12 protein-coding genes are annotated in these 13,658 nt (G+C 65.3%); 2 read left to right on the top strand and 10 right to left on the bottom strand.

Going from position 1 to position 13,658, the window contains the following annotated elements:
* Positions 1–19: 19 nt before the first annotated feature.
* From JOY88_RS14065 to JOY88_RS14020, 10 genes are all read right to left on the bottom strand, one after another.
* Complete coding sequence (locus tag JOY88_RS14065) at positions 20–1,072, bottom strand: PstS family phosphate ABC transporter substrate-binding protein (RefSeq protein WP_293503255.1); 1,053 nt, start codon at positions 1,070–1,072, stop codon at positions 20–22.
* Positions 1,073–1,128: 56 nt separating this feature from the next.
* A complete protein-coding gene (locus JOY88_RS14060; protein WP_293503254.1) occupies positions 1,129–2,265 on the bottom strand; it encodes a PstS family phosphate ABC transporter substrate-binding protein in 1,137 nt (378 codons plus the stop codon).
* Complete coding sequence (locus JOY88_RS14055) at positions 2,262–3,392, bottom strand: PstS family phosphate ABC transporter substrate-binding protein (protein ID WP_293503253.1); 1,131 nt, start codon at positions 3,390–3,392, stop codon at positions 2,262–2,264. Before JOY88_RS14055 ends, JOY88_RS14060 begins: the two co-directional genes overlap by 4 nt.
* On the bottom strand, positions 3,392–5,707 hold the full coding sequence (locus JOY88_RS14050) for a TonB-dependent siderophore receptor (RefSeq protein WP_293503252.1): 2,316 nt from the start codon (positions 5,705–5,707) through the stop codon (positions 3,392–3,394). Before JOY88_RS14050 ends, JOY88_RS14055 begins: the two co-directional genes overlap by 1 nt.
* Before the next feature lie 125 nt (positions 5,708–5,832).
* On the bottom strand, positions 5,833–7,293 hold the full coding sequence (locus JOY88_RS14045; RefSeq protein WP_293503251.1) for a PstS family phosphate ABC transporter substrate-binding protein: 1,461 nt from the start codon (positions 7,291–7,293) through the stop codon (positions 5,833–5,835).
* A complete protein-coding gene (locus JOY88_RS14040; RefSeq protein ID WP_293503250.1) occupies positions 7,290–8,159 on the bottom strand; it encodes a hypothetical protein in 870 nt (289 codons plus the stop codon). Before JOY88_RS14040 ends, JOY88_RS14045 begins: the two co-directional genes overlap by 4 nt.
* A gap of 25 nt (positions 8,160–8,184) precedes the next feature.
* Positions 8,185–9,066, bottom strand: coding sequence for an ABC transporter permease (locus JOY88_RS14035; protein WP_524539221.1), 882 nt, complete (start codon positions 9,064–9,066; stop codon positions 8,185–8,187).
* A complete protein-coding gene (locus tag JOY88_RS14030; RefSeq protein ID WP_293503248.1) occupies positions 9,063–9,890 on the bottom strand; it encodes an ABC transporter ATP-binding protein in 828 nt (275 codons plus the stop codon). The genes JOY88_RS14035 and JOY88_RS14030 overlap by 4 nt, the downstream gene beginning before the upstream one ends.
* 2 nt (positions 9,891–9,892) lie before the next feature.
* Positions 9,893–10,894 carry an ABC transporter substrate-binding protein gene (locus JOY88_RS14025; RefSeq protein WP_293503247.1) on the bottom strand — a complete coding sequence of 334 codons (1,002 nt, stop codon included), beginning with the start codon at positions 10,892–10,894 and terminating at the stop codon, positions 9,893–9,895.
* Positions 10,895–11,031: 137 nt separating this feature from the next.
* On the bottom strand, positions 11,032–12,348 hold the full coding sequence (locus JOY88_RS14020) for a sensor histidine kinase (RefSeq protein ID WP_293503246.1): 1,317 nt from the start codon (positions 12,346–12,348) through the stop codon (positions 11,032–11,034).
* Positions 12,349–12,526: 178 nt separating this feature from the next.
* Here JOY88_RS14020 and JOY88_RS14015 point away from each other — a divergent pair, with 178 nt between their 5' ends.
* Together JOY88_RS14015 and JOY88_RS14010 are read left to right on the top strand one after the other, a co-directional pair.
* Positions 12,527–13,081: a hypothetical protein gene (locus tag JOY88_RS14015; RefSeq protein WP_293503245.1), complete on the top strand. Its 555-nt coding sequence runs from the start codon at positions 12,527–12,529 to the stop codon at positions 13,079–13,081.
* 28 nt (positions 13,082–13,109) lie between these two features.
* Complete coding sequence (locus JOY88_RS14010) at positions 13,110–13,637, top strand: hypothetical protein (protein ID WP_293503244.1); 528 nt, start codon at positions 13,110–13,112, stop codon at positions 13,635–13,637.
* Positions 13,638–13,658 lie beyond the last annotated feature (21 nt).

Genomic DNA, 13,658 nt, shown 5'->3' with positions numbered 1-13,658 from the left:
TCCATCTTCAGGCTACGAGTCAGTCCAGCTTCTTCAGCTCTTCCTTCGCCACCTCGGGCAGCAGCGGGATGAAGACGCGCTCATCCGCCACCACCTGCTGGCCCTCCTGGCTCAGCACGAGTTTGAGGAACTCCTTGACCTTGGGCTCCAGCGGCTTGCCCGGGGCTTTGTTGACGTAGATGTAGACGTAGCGGCTGAACGGGTACTTGTGCTGGTAGACGTTCTCGACCGTCGGCGCATAGCAGGTGCCGCCCTGCTTCGACGACAGGTTCAGCACCTTGACGTTGGGCGTGACATTGGCAAGCAGCGCGTAGGTCAGGCCGCCAGGGTTCTTGGCCATGTCTTCGGCGGCGACGGTGAAGGCGTGCGTGAAGCCCTTGCCCTTGACGAACTGGATGTTGTCCTTGTACTCGCCGCCGTCCATCGCGACAGCCTTGAAGTACTGCTCGATACCGTTGACCGCCTTCAGACCGTACAGGTGGATGGGCTTGGTCGCCCAGGCACCTGTCGCACCAAGGTCGCCCCAGGTGTTGACCTCCTTGTGGCCGAGCTTGCGCGTCTTGGAGTAGATTGCGTCGAGCTGCGGCAGGCTCAGGCAGTCGATCGGGTTGTCCTTGTCGACGAGGATGACGCTGCTGGCCGTCTTGCCGAGCGAGCCGACGCTGCCGGTCGCGACCTTGATCTCCAGCGGCTCGTAGCCGAATTTGTCGATGAAGGCCTGGCGCTCCTTCGGGAACATCTCGCGGCCGACCGGGGCCAGGTGGCCCTGGCCCGACACCAGACCGGGGCTGCCGGCGCCCGAGGCGCGCAGGTCCATCGTCAGCGAAAGGCGCGGGTACTGCTTGCGGTAGATCTTGGTCCAGCCCAGCACCATCTCGTCCATGATGTCGGCGCCGACGATGGTCAGTTCCTCCTCGGGCTCGCTGGCGACGGGACCGGGGTTCCACTTGGGGATCGACGGGTCGGCCTTGAGCGAGTGCTCGGGGGCTGCGTACTTCAGCGCCCGGACGGGGCCGGCGGCGAATGCGAGCAGCGCGGCAGCGACGGCGATGTTGAAAGCATGGGTCTTCATCAATGTCTCCATCAGTAATTCACCGGCTCTCGGCGAGAGCCAGGGCCCGGCGAACCTTAGGGTGCGAAGCCGAATCCAGGCTGAACGCCACCTGAAAATTGCGACAGCTTTTCCAGCGCCTGGCTGGCCTGGAACTCGCGCAACGGCAGGAAGACGCCCTGCGCCAGCACCAGGGCCTGCCCGTCCTTGCTCACCAGGAAGCGCGTCCAGGCCTCGAGTGCGGGACGTAGCGTGTGGCCCGGCTTGCGCGCCAGGGCCAGGTAGAAGACCCGGCTTAGCGGATAGGTCGCGCGCGCCACGTTTTCGTAGCTCGGCTCGATGAGGGGCGAGTCGGGTTGCACTGCGATCGCAATCGCACGAACGCCAGGCGTGAGATGCCCCATCGCCGTGAACCCGATTGCCAGCGGGTCGGCTGCCACCGCCTCGGTGACGACGGCGTCACCCGCATCGGGCGGACGGCCGTCGTCGCGCCATTCGCCCCGCTGTGCGGCGCCGTCCATCACGCGCTCGCGGAAGAAGGTTGCGCGGGCAGACTCCTCGCCGACCCAGGCGCCGGTGCCGACGACGTGTACCGGCCGGCCGGTCCATTCGGGAAGACCAAGCTCGCCCCAGGTCACCGCCGGTGCCGCCTGCCCGCGATGGCGGGTGCGAGAAAAGATGGCGTCGAGCTGCGCCAGGCTCAGGCCTTGCAGCGGGTTGTTGCGATGGACGACGACGGCGACCGCATCGACGAAGCCGAAATGCCGGAAGCTGCCCCCGCTCACCGGCAGCAGCAGCGGGTCAAATCCGTGCACGCGGCGGAACTGCGCCACGTCGGAGGCCGCCATCTCGCGCGTCAGGAAGGCGAAGTCGAGATGCCCCTCCAGGAAGTCGCGCAGACGGGGGTTGAGCGCACCCTGCGGCGGCAGATAGGGCGGCGACAACTCGACCCGCACGCCGGGCTCGCGTGCCTGGAACGCCCGCATCCACTGCGCCGCGAGCGCTGCCACGATGGGCGGTGCGCAGCCTTCGAGCCGACCGTGCGCGCCGCTGGTGCGGTAGGGTGCGAGCCCGGCGTCCAGCGTCGGCTGGAGGAACTCTGGCGGCGGGGCAGGGCGCCCGGCCTGAGCCCACTCCGGCGGATCGGCCACCGCGCCGAAGGGTGCGAGCCAGGTCGCCACCGTCAGGGCAGCGGCGGCCCCGGCGCGCTTCACTTCAGCAGATCCTTCGCCTGGCTGGCCTGACCGGCCCGCAGCGGGATGTAGCGCGCGTGCTCGAGCACGACCTGCTGGCCTTCACGGCTCAGAACGAAGCGCAGGAACTCCTCAAGCACCGGATTCAGCGGCTTGCCGGGCGCCTTGTTGGTGTTGAAGTAGATGAGGCGGCTGAGTGGATAGGAGGCCAACGCGACGTTCTCGTAGGTGGGTGCCTGCGGCGGGTCGCCGGCCTTCTCGACCAGGGGGATCAGCTTGACCGGCGCATCCGTGTAGGCCATGCCGGCGTAGCCGATGCCCTCTGGGTCGGCGGCGATGTCCTTGGCCATCGGGAAGACGAGCTTCTCGAAACGGATGTCGTCGCGCCACTCGCCGCGTTTGCCATCGGTACTGAGCACGCGCTGGCGCACGAATTCCTCGAAGCCGTTCCAGGGCTTGATGCCATAGAGGTGGATGGGCTTGTCAGCCCATTCGCCCGTAAGACCCAGGTCACCCCATTTGCTGATCGCCTGGCCGCCGCGGTGGCGGGTCGTCGAGTACATGGCATCGAGCTGCTGGAATGTGATCTTCTCGATGGGGTTGGCCTTGTTGACGAAGAAGCCGACGGCATCCAGTGCGCCGTAGTGTCGATACGAGCCGCCGCTGATGGGCACGCTCAGCGGTTCGTAGCCGAACTTGGTCTTGAACTTGCTGATGTCTTCGGGCTTGAGCTCGCGCGAGACGAAGACGAAGTCCAGGTCGCCCTTGATGAGCTCGATGGCGCCCAGGCTGCCCGCGTAGGGCGGGGCAATGGAGAGGTGGGCGTTGGGGTAGTAGGCCTTGAACTTCGCCATCCACTTCTGCGCCAGTACGACGAGCACGTCGGACGCCGCGCCCTTGAACGTGCCACTGATCTTGATGTCGCGGCGCGGCTGGTAGCTGGGCAACTGCGCGTCCAGCATCGGCTGCAAGATCTCGGGGGCGGGCAGTTCGCGGCCTTTCTGCCGACCCTCCTCGGCTTGCTCCTCGGTCTGCTTGACATTGGTCGGGGTGGTCGGGACGACCCACTCGACCATGGATTGCGCGCGCGCGCCGGCGCTGGCGAACAGCATGATGGCGACCGCGCAGGTCAGTTGTTTTCTACGCATCAGAAGTGCACCCTCATCGAAACAGCGACATTGCGCGGGCTGCCTGGGACGATATTGATGTCCCCGGTGAAGCCGGCGCTCTCGTAGTAGGTCTTGCCGGTGACGTTACCAACCTTGGCGGAGAAGGAATACCGGCCGACGTTGTAGTAAGCGCCGAGATCGAGCACCGTGTAGCTCGGCAGCGGCATCAGGCGGCTGTCCACCGTGCCGTTGGCCGCCGTGGTCGGGATGAATCCCATGCGCTCACCCACGTAGACCAGTCCGGCGCCAAGTGCGAAGCCATCCAGCGCGCCGCCGAACTCGTAGCGGTTCCAGATGTTGAGGTTGTTCTTCGCGTTGTTGGTCAGGCGTGCGCCCACCTGGGCTGCGTCCTTGGACGCCGTCACCTTCGCATCAGAGAAGGCATAGCCCAGCGTGAACTGCCAGTCCCTGGTCGGCCGCGCGTTCAGCTCGAACTCGATGCCTTTGGCCTCTTCGGAGCCGATTTGCGTGGAGCAGGTGCCGGTCGCCGTCGCGCCAGGCACGGTGTTGCAGGCAAAGCTGTTGATCGCGTCGTTCTTCCTGATCCGGAAGGCGGCGAGGGTCGCGTTCAGCCGGCCCTCGAACAACTCGGCCTTGACCCCGGCCTCGATCTGCTTGGCTTGTTCGGGCTGGAAGGGATTGGCGCCGTAAATGTCCTGGGTCGCAGCCGGTACGGGCACCATCGAGGTCGCATAGCTGGTGTAGAGCGTCCACTGCTTGGTAGGCTGGTACAGCACACCGAACATCGGCAGCACCTTGACGTCGCTCTTGCTCGACGGCAGCGTTCCGGGGACACGCAGTTCCTCAGCGTCCTGCTTCTCATTCGCCCAGCGCAGGCCGGCCATGGCTTTCCAGTCTTCGCTCAGCGTGATCAGGTCGCTCGCGTAGACGCCTAGGCTGCGCGAAACCGTCGCGCGATGGGTCAGATCTTTCGGCAGGCCCGCCGAATAGGAGCTGAGGGGAGCGACGACCCCATAGACCGGGTCGTAGATCGAGATATTGCCGTTCTGTGCGGCCGTCAGCACATTGAACTGCAGGCGGTTAAGGTCCGCAGTCTCGCGCCCGCCGTTGATGCCCAGAAGCATCTTGTGACCGATGTCGCCTGTCTTGAAAGGGCCACCGACGTTGACGTCGAAGAAGTCGTACTGCCTCTCGTTGTGCTGGCCGCGGGCGCGCCGGCTGAGGCAGAGGTTGGCGCCTGTAACGGGGCCGTTGTGGGTCTGGCAGCTCGAGTTGGCGGCAGTGAGTATGCTGTTGACGTCGAAACCCGATGCGTCGTCGTGCTGACGCACGCTGCGGACCTTGGCATTCAACTCGAAGCGGTTGTCGAAGGAGTGGTTGAAGGACAGGGTCAGCGTCCTGCCGGCCTCCTTCTGCGTGTCGGTCGGTTCCTGGTACCGGGTGCGGATGGGTGACGCGAGTTGGATGTCACGGTTCGGCGCCACCAGGAAGGTGTCGTAGGCGGAGGTCGTCTGGCGCAGTTCAACCGCCGCGCTCAGACTCGTCGCCTCGTCGATGACCCAGGTGAAGCTGGGGGCGAAGTAGGTGCCCTTGTTGTAGGCGTCGGTGCGAAAGGTGTTCTTGTCGGTGGTCTGCGCGACCACGCGGAACAGGTAGTTGCCCTCCTTGTCGAGCGGTCCCGTCAGATCGATGGCGGCGTCATAGCCGGCGGCGTCGCCGAGACGCAGACCGGCGCCGCTATAGCCAGTGGCGCGCACCTCCGCCGAACCGGCCCATGCGGACTTGGGCTTTTTGCTGATCATGTTGACGAAACCGCCGGGCTGGGCGTTCCCGTAGAGCACAGAGGCCGGCCCCTTGACAACCTCGACCCGCTCTACACCGATCGTCGGCGGTGAGCCGAAGCGAACGCCCAGGCCAGGCATGCCGTCCACCATGATCGCGTTGCGGTCGTTGCCCGAGGTCTTGAAGCCGCGGATGTTCAGGTCGTAGCCGGTGTTGCCGTTGCGCTTCACGCCGGTCATGTAGTTGTAGAGGTCGGCGATGTTGGTCGACTCGATCGCCTTCAGGAAGGACTCCTGGTAGGGCGAAACCGAGAACGGTGTGTCGCGGACCGCGACATTCCCCTTCATCGCGCTCTGCGAGCCGGCGCTCAGGTATGAACCCCGCACGACAACCCGTTCGACGGTTTGTGGCGTCTCGACGGGCGCCTCCGCCGTGGCGGCGGACTCATCCTGGGCCGGGCCTGGGCCTGTGTTCGCCTGAGCATGCGCGCAGGGCGAGCCCAGAAACGGAAAACAGGCGACCAGGGCGGTCGCAAGAGTTGTTTTGTTCACTGTCTGTCTCCTAGTAGTAATAGTTTCGAGAACTGGTGCCTCGATTACGCAAGCTGAGTCAGGTCAACTCCCGACTCAAAACTTATGCCGCGACCCTGAAGTCATCCTGAACCCCTTCTGAAAAATCATTCAGCCGCGACGCCGTCGAGCTTGGCGAGTTCCGCGGCGACCTCCTGCGCGCTCAACGGGTAGTAGCCGGAATACGGGATCGGCTCCTGGCCCTGGCGGCTCAAGACGTAGCGCAGGAATTCCCTGACCACTGGCGGGACGGGCTGGCCGGGCCTGCGGTCGAGGCGGATGTACATGTAGCGCGTCAGCGGGTAGCGGCCAGTGGCGGCGCTCTCGGGCGTGCCGGCCACTGCAGGGCTGGCCGCGTCGCGCGCCAGCGGCACTGCCCTCAGGCCCGGGCCACCGTCCTCGAAGCCCCCGTAGCCCACGGCACCTGTGTCGGCGGCGATAGCCTTGGCGGTGTCGGCGACGGAGGCCTCGTGCACGCTCTCGGCCCACGGCCCGCCGTTTAGCGCCATCATCTGCATCGACATCGCGTTGGGCGCCACGCGCGGCGGTACGTCCAGCGTGATGGGCTTGTCGGCCCACTCGCCGGTGAGACCCAGCTGGCCCCAGCGTGTGATCGTCGGCGACTTGCCGAAGATGGCGGCCAGCTGCGGCAGCGTCAACTGCTGGATGGGGTTGGCCGCGTTCACGAAGACTGCCTGCGCCGTGGTGCGCTGCTGGGTGTTGAAACCGCCGCGCGCCACGCGGATCTCCAGCGGCACGCGTCCGTCCCGCAGCGTCGCAAACGCCGCGGCTTCGTCGGGCCAGAGCTCGCGCCCCATCGGCGCGATATCGGTTTCGTCGGCCATCAGCGCATGGAAACCGTTCAACGTGCCGAGATGCTCCCAACGGTCGCCGGGGCGGACGCCGGGCTGCAGCGTGCGGAAGCTGCGCAGCCAGCCGTCCATCAGCGACTTCATGCCGTCGCTGCCGACGCTGCGCAGCTCGCCGTGCACGACTGTCCCGGCCCTGTAGACCGGTAGCTTCGGGTCGAGCGCGGCGCGGTAGCCGGCCAGCTTGGCGAGCTCGGCGTCAGCTTCGCCGGCCGGCAGCGGCGCAATGCCCGGCTGCCCGGCGGCCAGCGCCTGGCCTGCCGGGCTGAGCGCAAAGCGCACGAAGCCGTCCACGGCCGGCGGAACGGGCGTGTCGGGGCGCTTGTTGAATGCGAGGAAGACCGGCTGCCCATTGCGCAGCGCGACGCGCGCCAGTACCGGCGACTTCATCATGTCGCCGTGGAACTGGTGGGCATAAGGTGCCAGCTCGATGGCCAGCGGCGCGCGCGTCATCGGGGCCAGGTCGGCGCGCTCGAACATCAGCGCGCCGATGGCGGCGGCGTCGTCCACATGCTGCCAACGCGGGCCGCGAACAGGGGCGGCATGCTGCTGCGCGAGAGCCTGCATCCACGCGTCCATCATCGGAGCCATCGTTGCGGCGCCGACGCTGGAGACGGGGAGCTTGCCGGCCGCGGGTGTCGCCGCCGGCGCACCACCGGCCAGGAGCGCCGCGCACATGGAGACCAACGCGATCCTCATGGATCGATCTCGTCAAGCGGCTGGGCGGGGTCGATGCGCGACTGCAGTTCGTCCCGTAGCGCGACGGCGCGGGCGGTCAGCGCCCTGGTGTCCTCCTTGCCGGAGTAGGCGTAGCCGACGTTCATCGTGCCGATCAGCGCGCCGTTGCGGTCGTGCAGCGCCATGTCGACGCCGAAGCGCCTGCCGCCCGAGTAGATGCCGGTACTGGGTTCCCTGCTGCTCATCACCTTGGCGTCGTCGGCATCGGCCTTCTTGCCGTGACGGCCGAAGGTGGAACCCAGTAGCACGAGCTCGCCGCGGCTGTGTGCGCGCAGCGCCAGCAAGGTTACCTCAGGGTGGCGCAGCAGGGCCTCGTCGACCAGCGTCTGCGCACGCGACTTGGTCGTCACCAGGGGTTCGTAGGGATAGGGGTCCATCAGGTTGGCTGCGTTCAGAATGCGGCGCGACACCGTGTCGCGAATCACTGTCGCGTTGCGTTCGAACTCGGCGCGCGAACCGCCCACCGGCAGCCGCCAGACCAGGCCCAAGGCGCCCACGGTAGCGCCGCCGACGTCGCGCAGCGGCAGCTCTACCTCGATGCGTTTCCTCCCGTGATCCATCGCCACGTGCGTCGTGCTGGTAGCGATGACGTCGAGGTCGTTCGCGTCCGCCGGGACGCCGATGCGCCCGATGCTGGACGCGACGATGATGTTTTCGACAGCCTTGGGCGGCGTGACGTGCATCACTGCGGCGCGCAGGTCGGGGTGCTGGGCCACGATGCGGTCCACAAGCTCTTGCGCGTAGGTCTTGACCGGCACCGGCTGCTGCGCCTGTGCCGCAAACGCGGCGGCCAGCAGAGCCGCCGCCATGAAGGGGCTCTTGTTCATTGATCTCCTCGCTGTGGATTCGTGCTCAGTTCGAGTCGTGCGTCGGCGCCGGGCGCCACTTGGCCAGGCGGTTCTCCACCAGCGTCATCAGGTACTCGGCCGCGAGGGCGACGACCATGATGATGACGATGGCCGCGTACATTCCGGCCGCGTCGAACGAGCCCTTGGCGATGTTGATCAGCAGGCCGATGCCGTAGCGTGCGCCGACGAACTCGCCGACGATGGCGCCGACGATGGCGAAGCCGAAGCTGACATGCAGAGACGCGAAGATCCAGCTCATCGCCGACGGGATGACGACGGAGCGCGTCAGCTGCCAACCCTTGGCGCCGAGGATCTGCGCGTTGGCCAGCAGGTTCCTGTCGGCTTCGCGCACGCCCTGGAAGGCGTTGGAAAAGACGACGAAGAACACCATCACGAAGGAGAGCGCGACCTTGGACGTGAGTCCCAGCCCGAAGATCATGATGAAGATCGGCGCCAGCACCACGCGAGGCACGGAGTTGATGAGCTTGATGTAGATTGAAAACACATCAGCCAGCATGTGGTTGCGGCCGAGCGTGATGCCCGCGAGGATGCCGGCCAGCGAGCCGACGGCGAAGCCCAGGATGGACTCCTCCATCGTCACCCACAGGTGATACCAGAGCGAGCCCTCAGCGGTGCCCTCCGTGACCCAGGTGTAGAGCCGGGACATGATGTCGGAGGGCTTGGAGAAGAAGAATTCGTCGATCAACTGGGTTCTCGAGAACAGTTCCCAGCCTCCCAGGAAGACGACCAGGATGAAGTAGCGCCAGAAGTAGACGGTGCGGCGGCGTTTGACGGCGGCGCGCGCGGCTGCCGCCTCGATCTCGGCCTCGGAGGTGCCGCGGGCTTGCGCGGCGGCGGTTGTGGTGTTCATGGTGGTGTCGTTCATGCTGCGGCGCGAGCTTCGTCACGCGAGGCGCCGCGCAGAACCTCGGCGCGCAGGTCGTTCCAGATGGTGTGCGAGATGTCGATGAACCTCTGCTCGTAGCGGATCTCACTGGCGACCCGCGGCCGCGGGATGTCGATGGGATAGATCGACTTCACGGTGGCTGGCCCCGAGGTCAGCACATAGACCTTGTCGGCCAACGCAATGGCCTCTTCCAGATCGTGAGTCACGAACACGACGGACGCGCGCGACTGCGACCATAGGCGCAGCAACTCGTCGTGCATCAGCACGCGGGTCTGCACGTCCAGCGCCGAGAAGGGCTCGTCCATCAGCAGGATCTGTGGCCCGTTGATGAAGGTCTGGGCCAGCGAGACGCGCTTGCGCATGCCGCCGGAGAGCTGGTGCGGGAACTTGGTCTCGTGGCCGGAGAGGTTGACGCGCGCCAACCAGTGGCGTGCGTTCTCGTAAGCCTCATCTTTCGCCATGCCACGGAACAGCGGGCCAGCGACGACGTTGTCGATGACGCTGCGCCACGGGAACAGCGCGTCCGTCTGGAATGCGAAGCCGATGCGTGGGTCGATTCCGTCCACCGGCCCGCCGAACAGCCGCACTTCGCCCGCCGAGGGCTTGGCCAGTCCGGTGATGAGGTTGAGCGTGGTGGACTTGCCGCAGCCGGTCGGGCCGACCACGGCGACGAACTCTCCGCGTTCCACGGTCATCGTGAAGTCGCGCAGCGCGGTCATCGACTTGCCGTCCTGAGTCGTGAAACGCCGCGTGACGTTGACGAGCTCGATCGCCGGGCTGCTGTTGTCTGCTGCGGCGCTCATGCTCACTTCGCCTTCTTCACGAACTCGGTCGTGTAGGTCTTGGACAGGTCGATCGTCTTGCCCTTGACGTTCTTGGAGAACGCGCCGAGCACGGACAGTACCGTCTCGGGGCCCCCGTGAGGCATCACGCCGTCGGCGGTGAACATGCCTTTGCCTTCATCGAGCGCCTTCACATAGGCCGCCTCGTCGCCGACCATGAAGTCCTTGGGCATCTTGGATGCGATTTCGGCGGCGCTGTGGGTGTTGATGTAGCGCAGCGTCTTCACGAAGGCGTTCGCCAGCTTCTGCACCGTGGGCTTGTTCTTCTCGACCCAGGCGTTGGCCATGTAGAGCGAAGCAGCCGGATAGGTGCCGCCCAGCGCGGCCCGGGTTTTGTCCAGCGTGCGCAGGTCCACCAGTACTCGCGCCTCGCCGGTCTTGAGGAGGCGAGAAATCGTGGGCTCGGTGGTCATTCCAGCCTGGATCTTGTCCTGCTGCATCGCGGCGATGAAGGTGGTGCCCGCGCCCACCGGCAGCGAGGTGAACTCGCCAATGTTGACGCCGGCCTTGACCATCAGGAACTGCGTCAGGAAGTTGGTGGACGAGCCGAGGCCGGTGACGCCCATCGTCTTGCCCTTCAGGTCGGCCATGCTCTTGACCTGCGGGTGCTTGCTCGAAACCAGCTCGACCTCGCCGGGCGCGTGGCTGAACTGCACGACGGACTGGATGTGCTTGCCCTTGGCCTGCATGTCGATGCAGTGGTCGTAGAAGCCGACCACCCCCTGCACGGCGCCGATGAGAAGCTCGTTTTCTGCATCGACCCCGGAGGCCTCGTTCAGCAACTCGACGTCCAGGCCTTCTTCCTTGAAGTAGCCCAGGCGCTCTGCCAGTTTGGCAGGCAGGTAGATGATCTTCTCGTAGCCACCGACCATCAGAGTGATCTTCTCGGCGTGGGCCGCAGGTGCAGTGGCCATCAGTGCGCTGACCAGGCTGGCGCACAGAAGAAGTTTGTGTTTGACGTTCATGGCAGTCTGTCTCCGGTTCGGGGTGGTTGTCGTGCGGCGCCTGTGCCGCTCACGATGGCCTGAACCTTAGGATTGCGACCTGACTGCTGGGTGAACTCTTCCTGAAAGTACGTTCAGACTGGGCCGTTGCGCAGGGGCTAAGCCGCGGACGTCGGGATCTCGATGACGACGCGCAGGCCACGTCCGACGTCGCTGCTGGTTGCCCAGATGCGGCCCTTGTGCATCGTTGCGATGCTGCGCGAAATCGGCAGACCCAGGCCGCTGCCGCGCGAGTCGCCGCGGCTCGGGTCGAGCCGTACGAAGCGGTTGAAGACTCGCTCGCACGCCTCCGGGTCGAGCCCCGGTCCGCCATCGACGATGCTGATGCGCCAGAACTCGTCGGAGAGCGTCGACGCCAGGCTTACCAGGCCGCCTGGCGGGGACACGTTGAGCGCATTTGTCAGCACGTTGAGCAGCACCTGGCGGATGCGCTCGTCGTCCACGAGCACGGTGCCTACGCCATGATGGGACCATTCGAAACGCTTGCCGCCGTGTTCGGCGAGCACTGCCGCGTCCTGTGCGAAGCTGGCGAGCAGGCGCTCGGGCTGCAGCGACTCCATGTCGAGCACAACCGCGCCGGAATCGGCTCGCGACAGGAACAACAGCTCGTCGATGATTCGGTTGACACGGCCAATCTCTTCGAGCTGCACCATCACCGAATCTTTGTGCGCGGGACTCAAGGCGTCGTCCATCAGCAAGCGCTCCAGGTGAAGCCGTACCAGGGACAGAGGTGTCTTCAGCTCGTGCGAGGCTTCGGCCGCGAAATGGCGGACTTCCGAGAAAGATGCCTCCAGCCGGTCGAACATCTGGTTGAGGAAGCTCGCGAGCTGCGACAGCTCGTCGCTCACGTCGGCGACCGGGATGCGTTCGCTGAGGTTGTCAGAGCGAATGCGTATCGCGGTGGCCTGCATCACGCGCACCGGCTTGAGGATCACTTCGCTGAGGCCGAAGCCGACGAGGGCGCTAAGCAAGAGTGCGGCGCCAAGCAGGCCGAAGAAGACGCGCCGGTAGCCCGCCATCAGGTCGCGCACGGGTGCCAGCGGCGTGGCGATCAGGACGTCGAAGGGCTGCAGCACATACTCGCCTACGCGCACCTCGCCAATGCCATCGACGGCGATTGAATACGTTTTCTGTCCGATGAGGTCCGGGATGGTGAGCCCGCGAAGGTTGTGCGACTTGAAGAATCGGTTCGTCATCGGCCCGTGCATGTCCACGTAGAACATCAGGGAGGCCGATTCGGTCGCCTCGCGGATGCGCTCATCGATGACATGGGGTGTCAAGGTCGCATAGTCGCGCCCCAGCGTCGCCGCCAGATGCTTGAACTGCGCCTCCGTCAACTTGTCGAGCTGGCGGATCAGGTAACGCTCCAGCAGGTAGTGGCCCGCAAAGAACAGGACGATCAGGGCGCCGGTCAAGCTGAGCGCGTACCCAAGTGCGATGCGACTGCCTATCGATTTCATGGGGCGCGATATTAGTGATGCTGGGCGCCAGCGGCCTGAACGGAATTTCAGGATCGAGAAAGGCAGCGTACAGGGTGGGTTTCCAGAATCCAGACCGCATACCTCCCTTCAATGCCTTCGACGGAGACAAACCATGAGCATCATCAGGAAATTCGTACCCACCGCCACTCTGCTGCTGGCGATGTGCACCGCCGCAGCGGTCCATGCGCAGGAGATCCCGCGCGCACCGTCCACGCCGCAGACGCCCAAGAACTGGGTAGGTCCGAAGCAGAAGATCGTGGCGCAGGTGCTCGTCGACGAGCTGATCGCCAGCCGACCCGACATCATGAGCATCACGATGCACGCCACCCCGCCCGGCGAGAAGGAGGTCTACACGATGATCGCCGGCTCGTTCCCGGACCGCATCGGCAACCAATCATCGCCGGGTGACGTCATCACGCTGAAGAAGGGCGTCAGCCAGGTCGAGTCGAAGTGGGGAACGCCGGACTACCAGAAGAAGGTGTCGACGGTGCTGCCGCTGAAGGACGTCAAGGGCAACTATCTGCCGGTAGCCATGGTCATCGCCTTCCACACCTCGCCCACCAGCGGTAAGAAGGACACGGACTTCCTGGCCCCCGGCTTGGCCATCCGCGATGCGCTGAGCCCGCGCACGCCCAGCGTCGACGCCTTGTTCGCGCCGGCGCAGTGATTGCAAACAAGCTGCCAAAGGAGACACCATGAAGAAGATGATCGGTTGCGCGCTGGCCATGGCTGCCGTGCTCGCTTTCAACGCAACGCCGGCCTCGGCTGCCGACAAGAACTGGACGGCCCCGGCACACAGGATCTACGGCCAGAAGCTGTCCGATGACACGATGGCCAAGCACCCAGAACTGCTCAGCGTCACGCTGCATGGCACTCCGCCCGGCCTGAGTGAGGTCTACACCATGTTTGCCGGCTCCTTCCCGGATCGCATCGGCAACGCTGACGACCCGGATGACATTGACGTCATCAAGAAGGGCATCACCATCGTCGACCCGCGTTGGAAACGCGTGAAGGACAACCCCAAGAAGGTCGTCATCCTGATGCCGATGCGCGATGCCAAGGGCGAGAACGTCGGCCTGGTTGTCTATGCCTTCAAAAACCCGCCGGCCATGCCGCACGTCAGTGAGCAGGAGATCGAGTACCTGCGCAAGGCCACGGTGCTGCGCGACGACCTCGCCAAGCTGATCCCGTCCTACAACGCGCTTTTCGACGCCGTCAAGTAAGCGGCTCACGCCATCACCGGG

The organism is Roseateles sp. (genome assembly GCF_019237615.1).
Classification (GTDB): Bacteria; Pseudomonadota; Gammaproteobacteria; order Burkholderiales; family Burkholderiaceae_C; genus Pelomonas.
This window is presented reverse-complemented; position numbering and strand designations above follow the sequence as displayed.

Excerpts from the sequence above, each read along its gene's own strand:
- JOY88_RS14065 (WP_293503255.1), bottom strand. The coding sequence starts at position 1,072 with ATGAAGACCCATGCTTTCAACATCGCCGTCGCTGCCGCGCTGCTCGCA.
- JOY88_RS14055 (WP_293503253.1), bottom strand. The coding sequence starts at position 3,392 with ATGCGTAGAAAACAACTGACCTGCGCGGTCGCCATCATGCTGTTCGCC.
- JOY88_RS14045 (WP_293503251.1), bottom strand. The coding sequence starts at position 7,293 with ATGAGGATCGCGTTGGTCTCCATGTGCGCGGCGCTCCTGGCCGGTGGT.
- JOY88_RS14040 (WP_293503250.1), bottom strand. The coding sequence starts at position 8,159 with ATGAACAAGAGCCCCTTCATGGCGGCGGCTCTGCTGGCCGCCGCGTTT.
- JOY88_RS14035 (WP_524539221.1), bottom strand. The coding sequence starts at position 9,066 with ATGAACGACACCACCATGAACACCACAACCGCCGCCGCGCAAGCCCGC.
- JOY88_RS14030 (WP_293503248.1), bottom strand. The coding sequence starts at position 9,890 with ATGAGCGCCGCAGCAGACAACAGCAGCCCGGCGATCGAGCTCGTCAAC.
- JOY88_RS14025 (WP_293503247.1), bottom strand. The coding sequence starts at position 10,894 with ATGAACGTCAAACACAAACTTCTTCTGTGCGCCAGCCTGGTCAGCGCA.
- JOY88_RS14015 (WP_293503245.1), top strand. The coding sequence starts at position 12,527 with ATGAGCATCATCAGGAAATTCGTACCCACCGCCACTCTGCTGCTGGCG.
- JOY88_RS14010 (WP_293503244.1), top strand. The coding sequence starts at position 13,110 with ATGAAGAAGATGATCGGTTGCGCGCTGGCCATGGCTGCCGTGCTCGCT.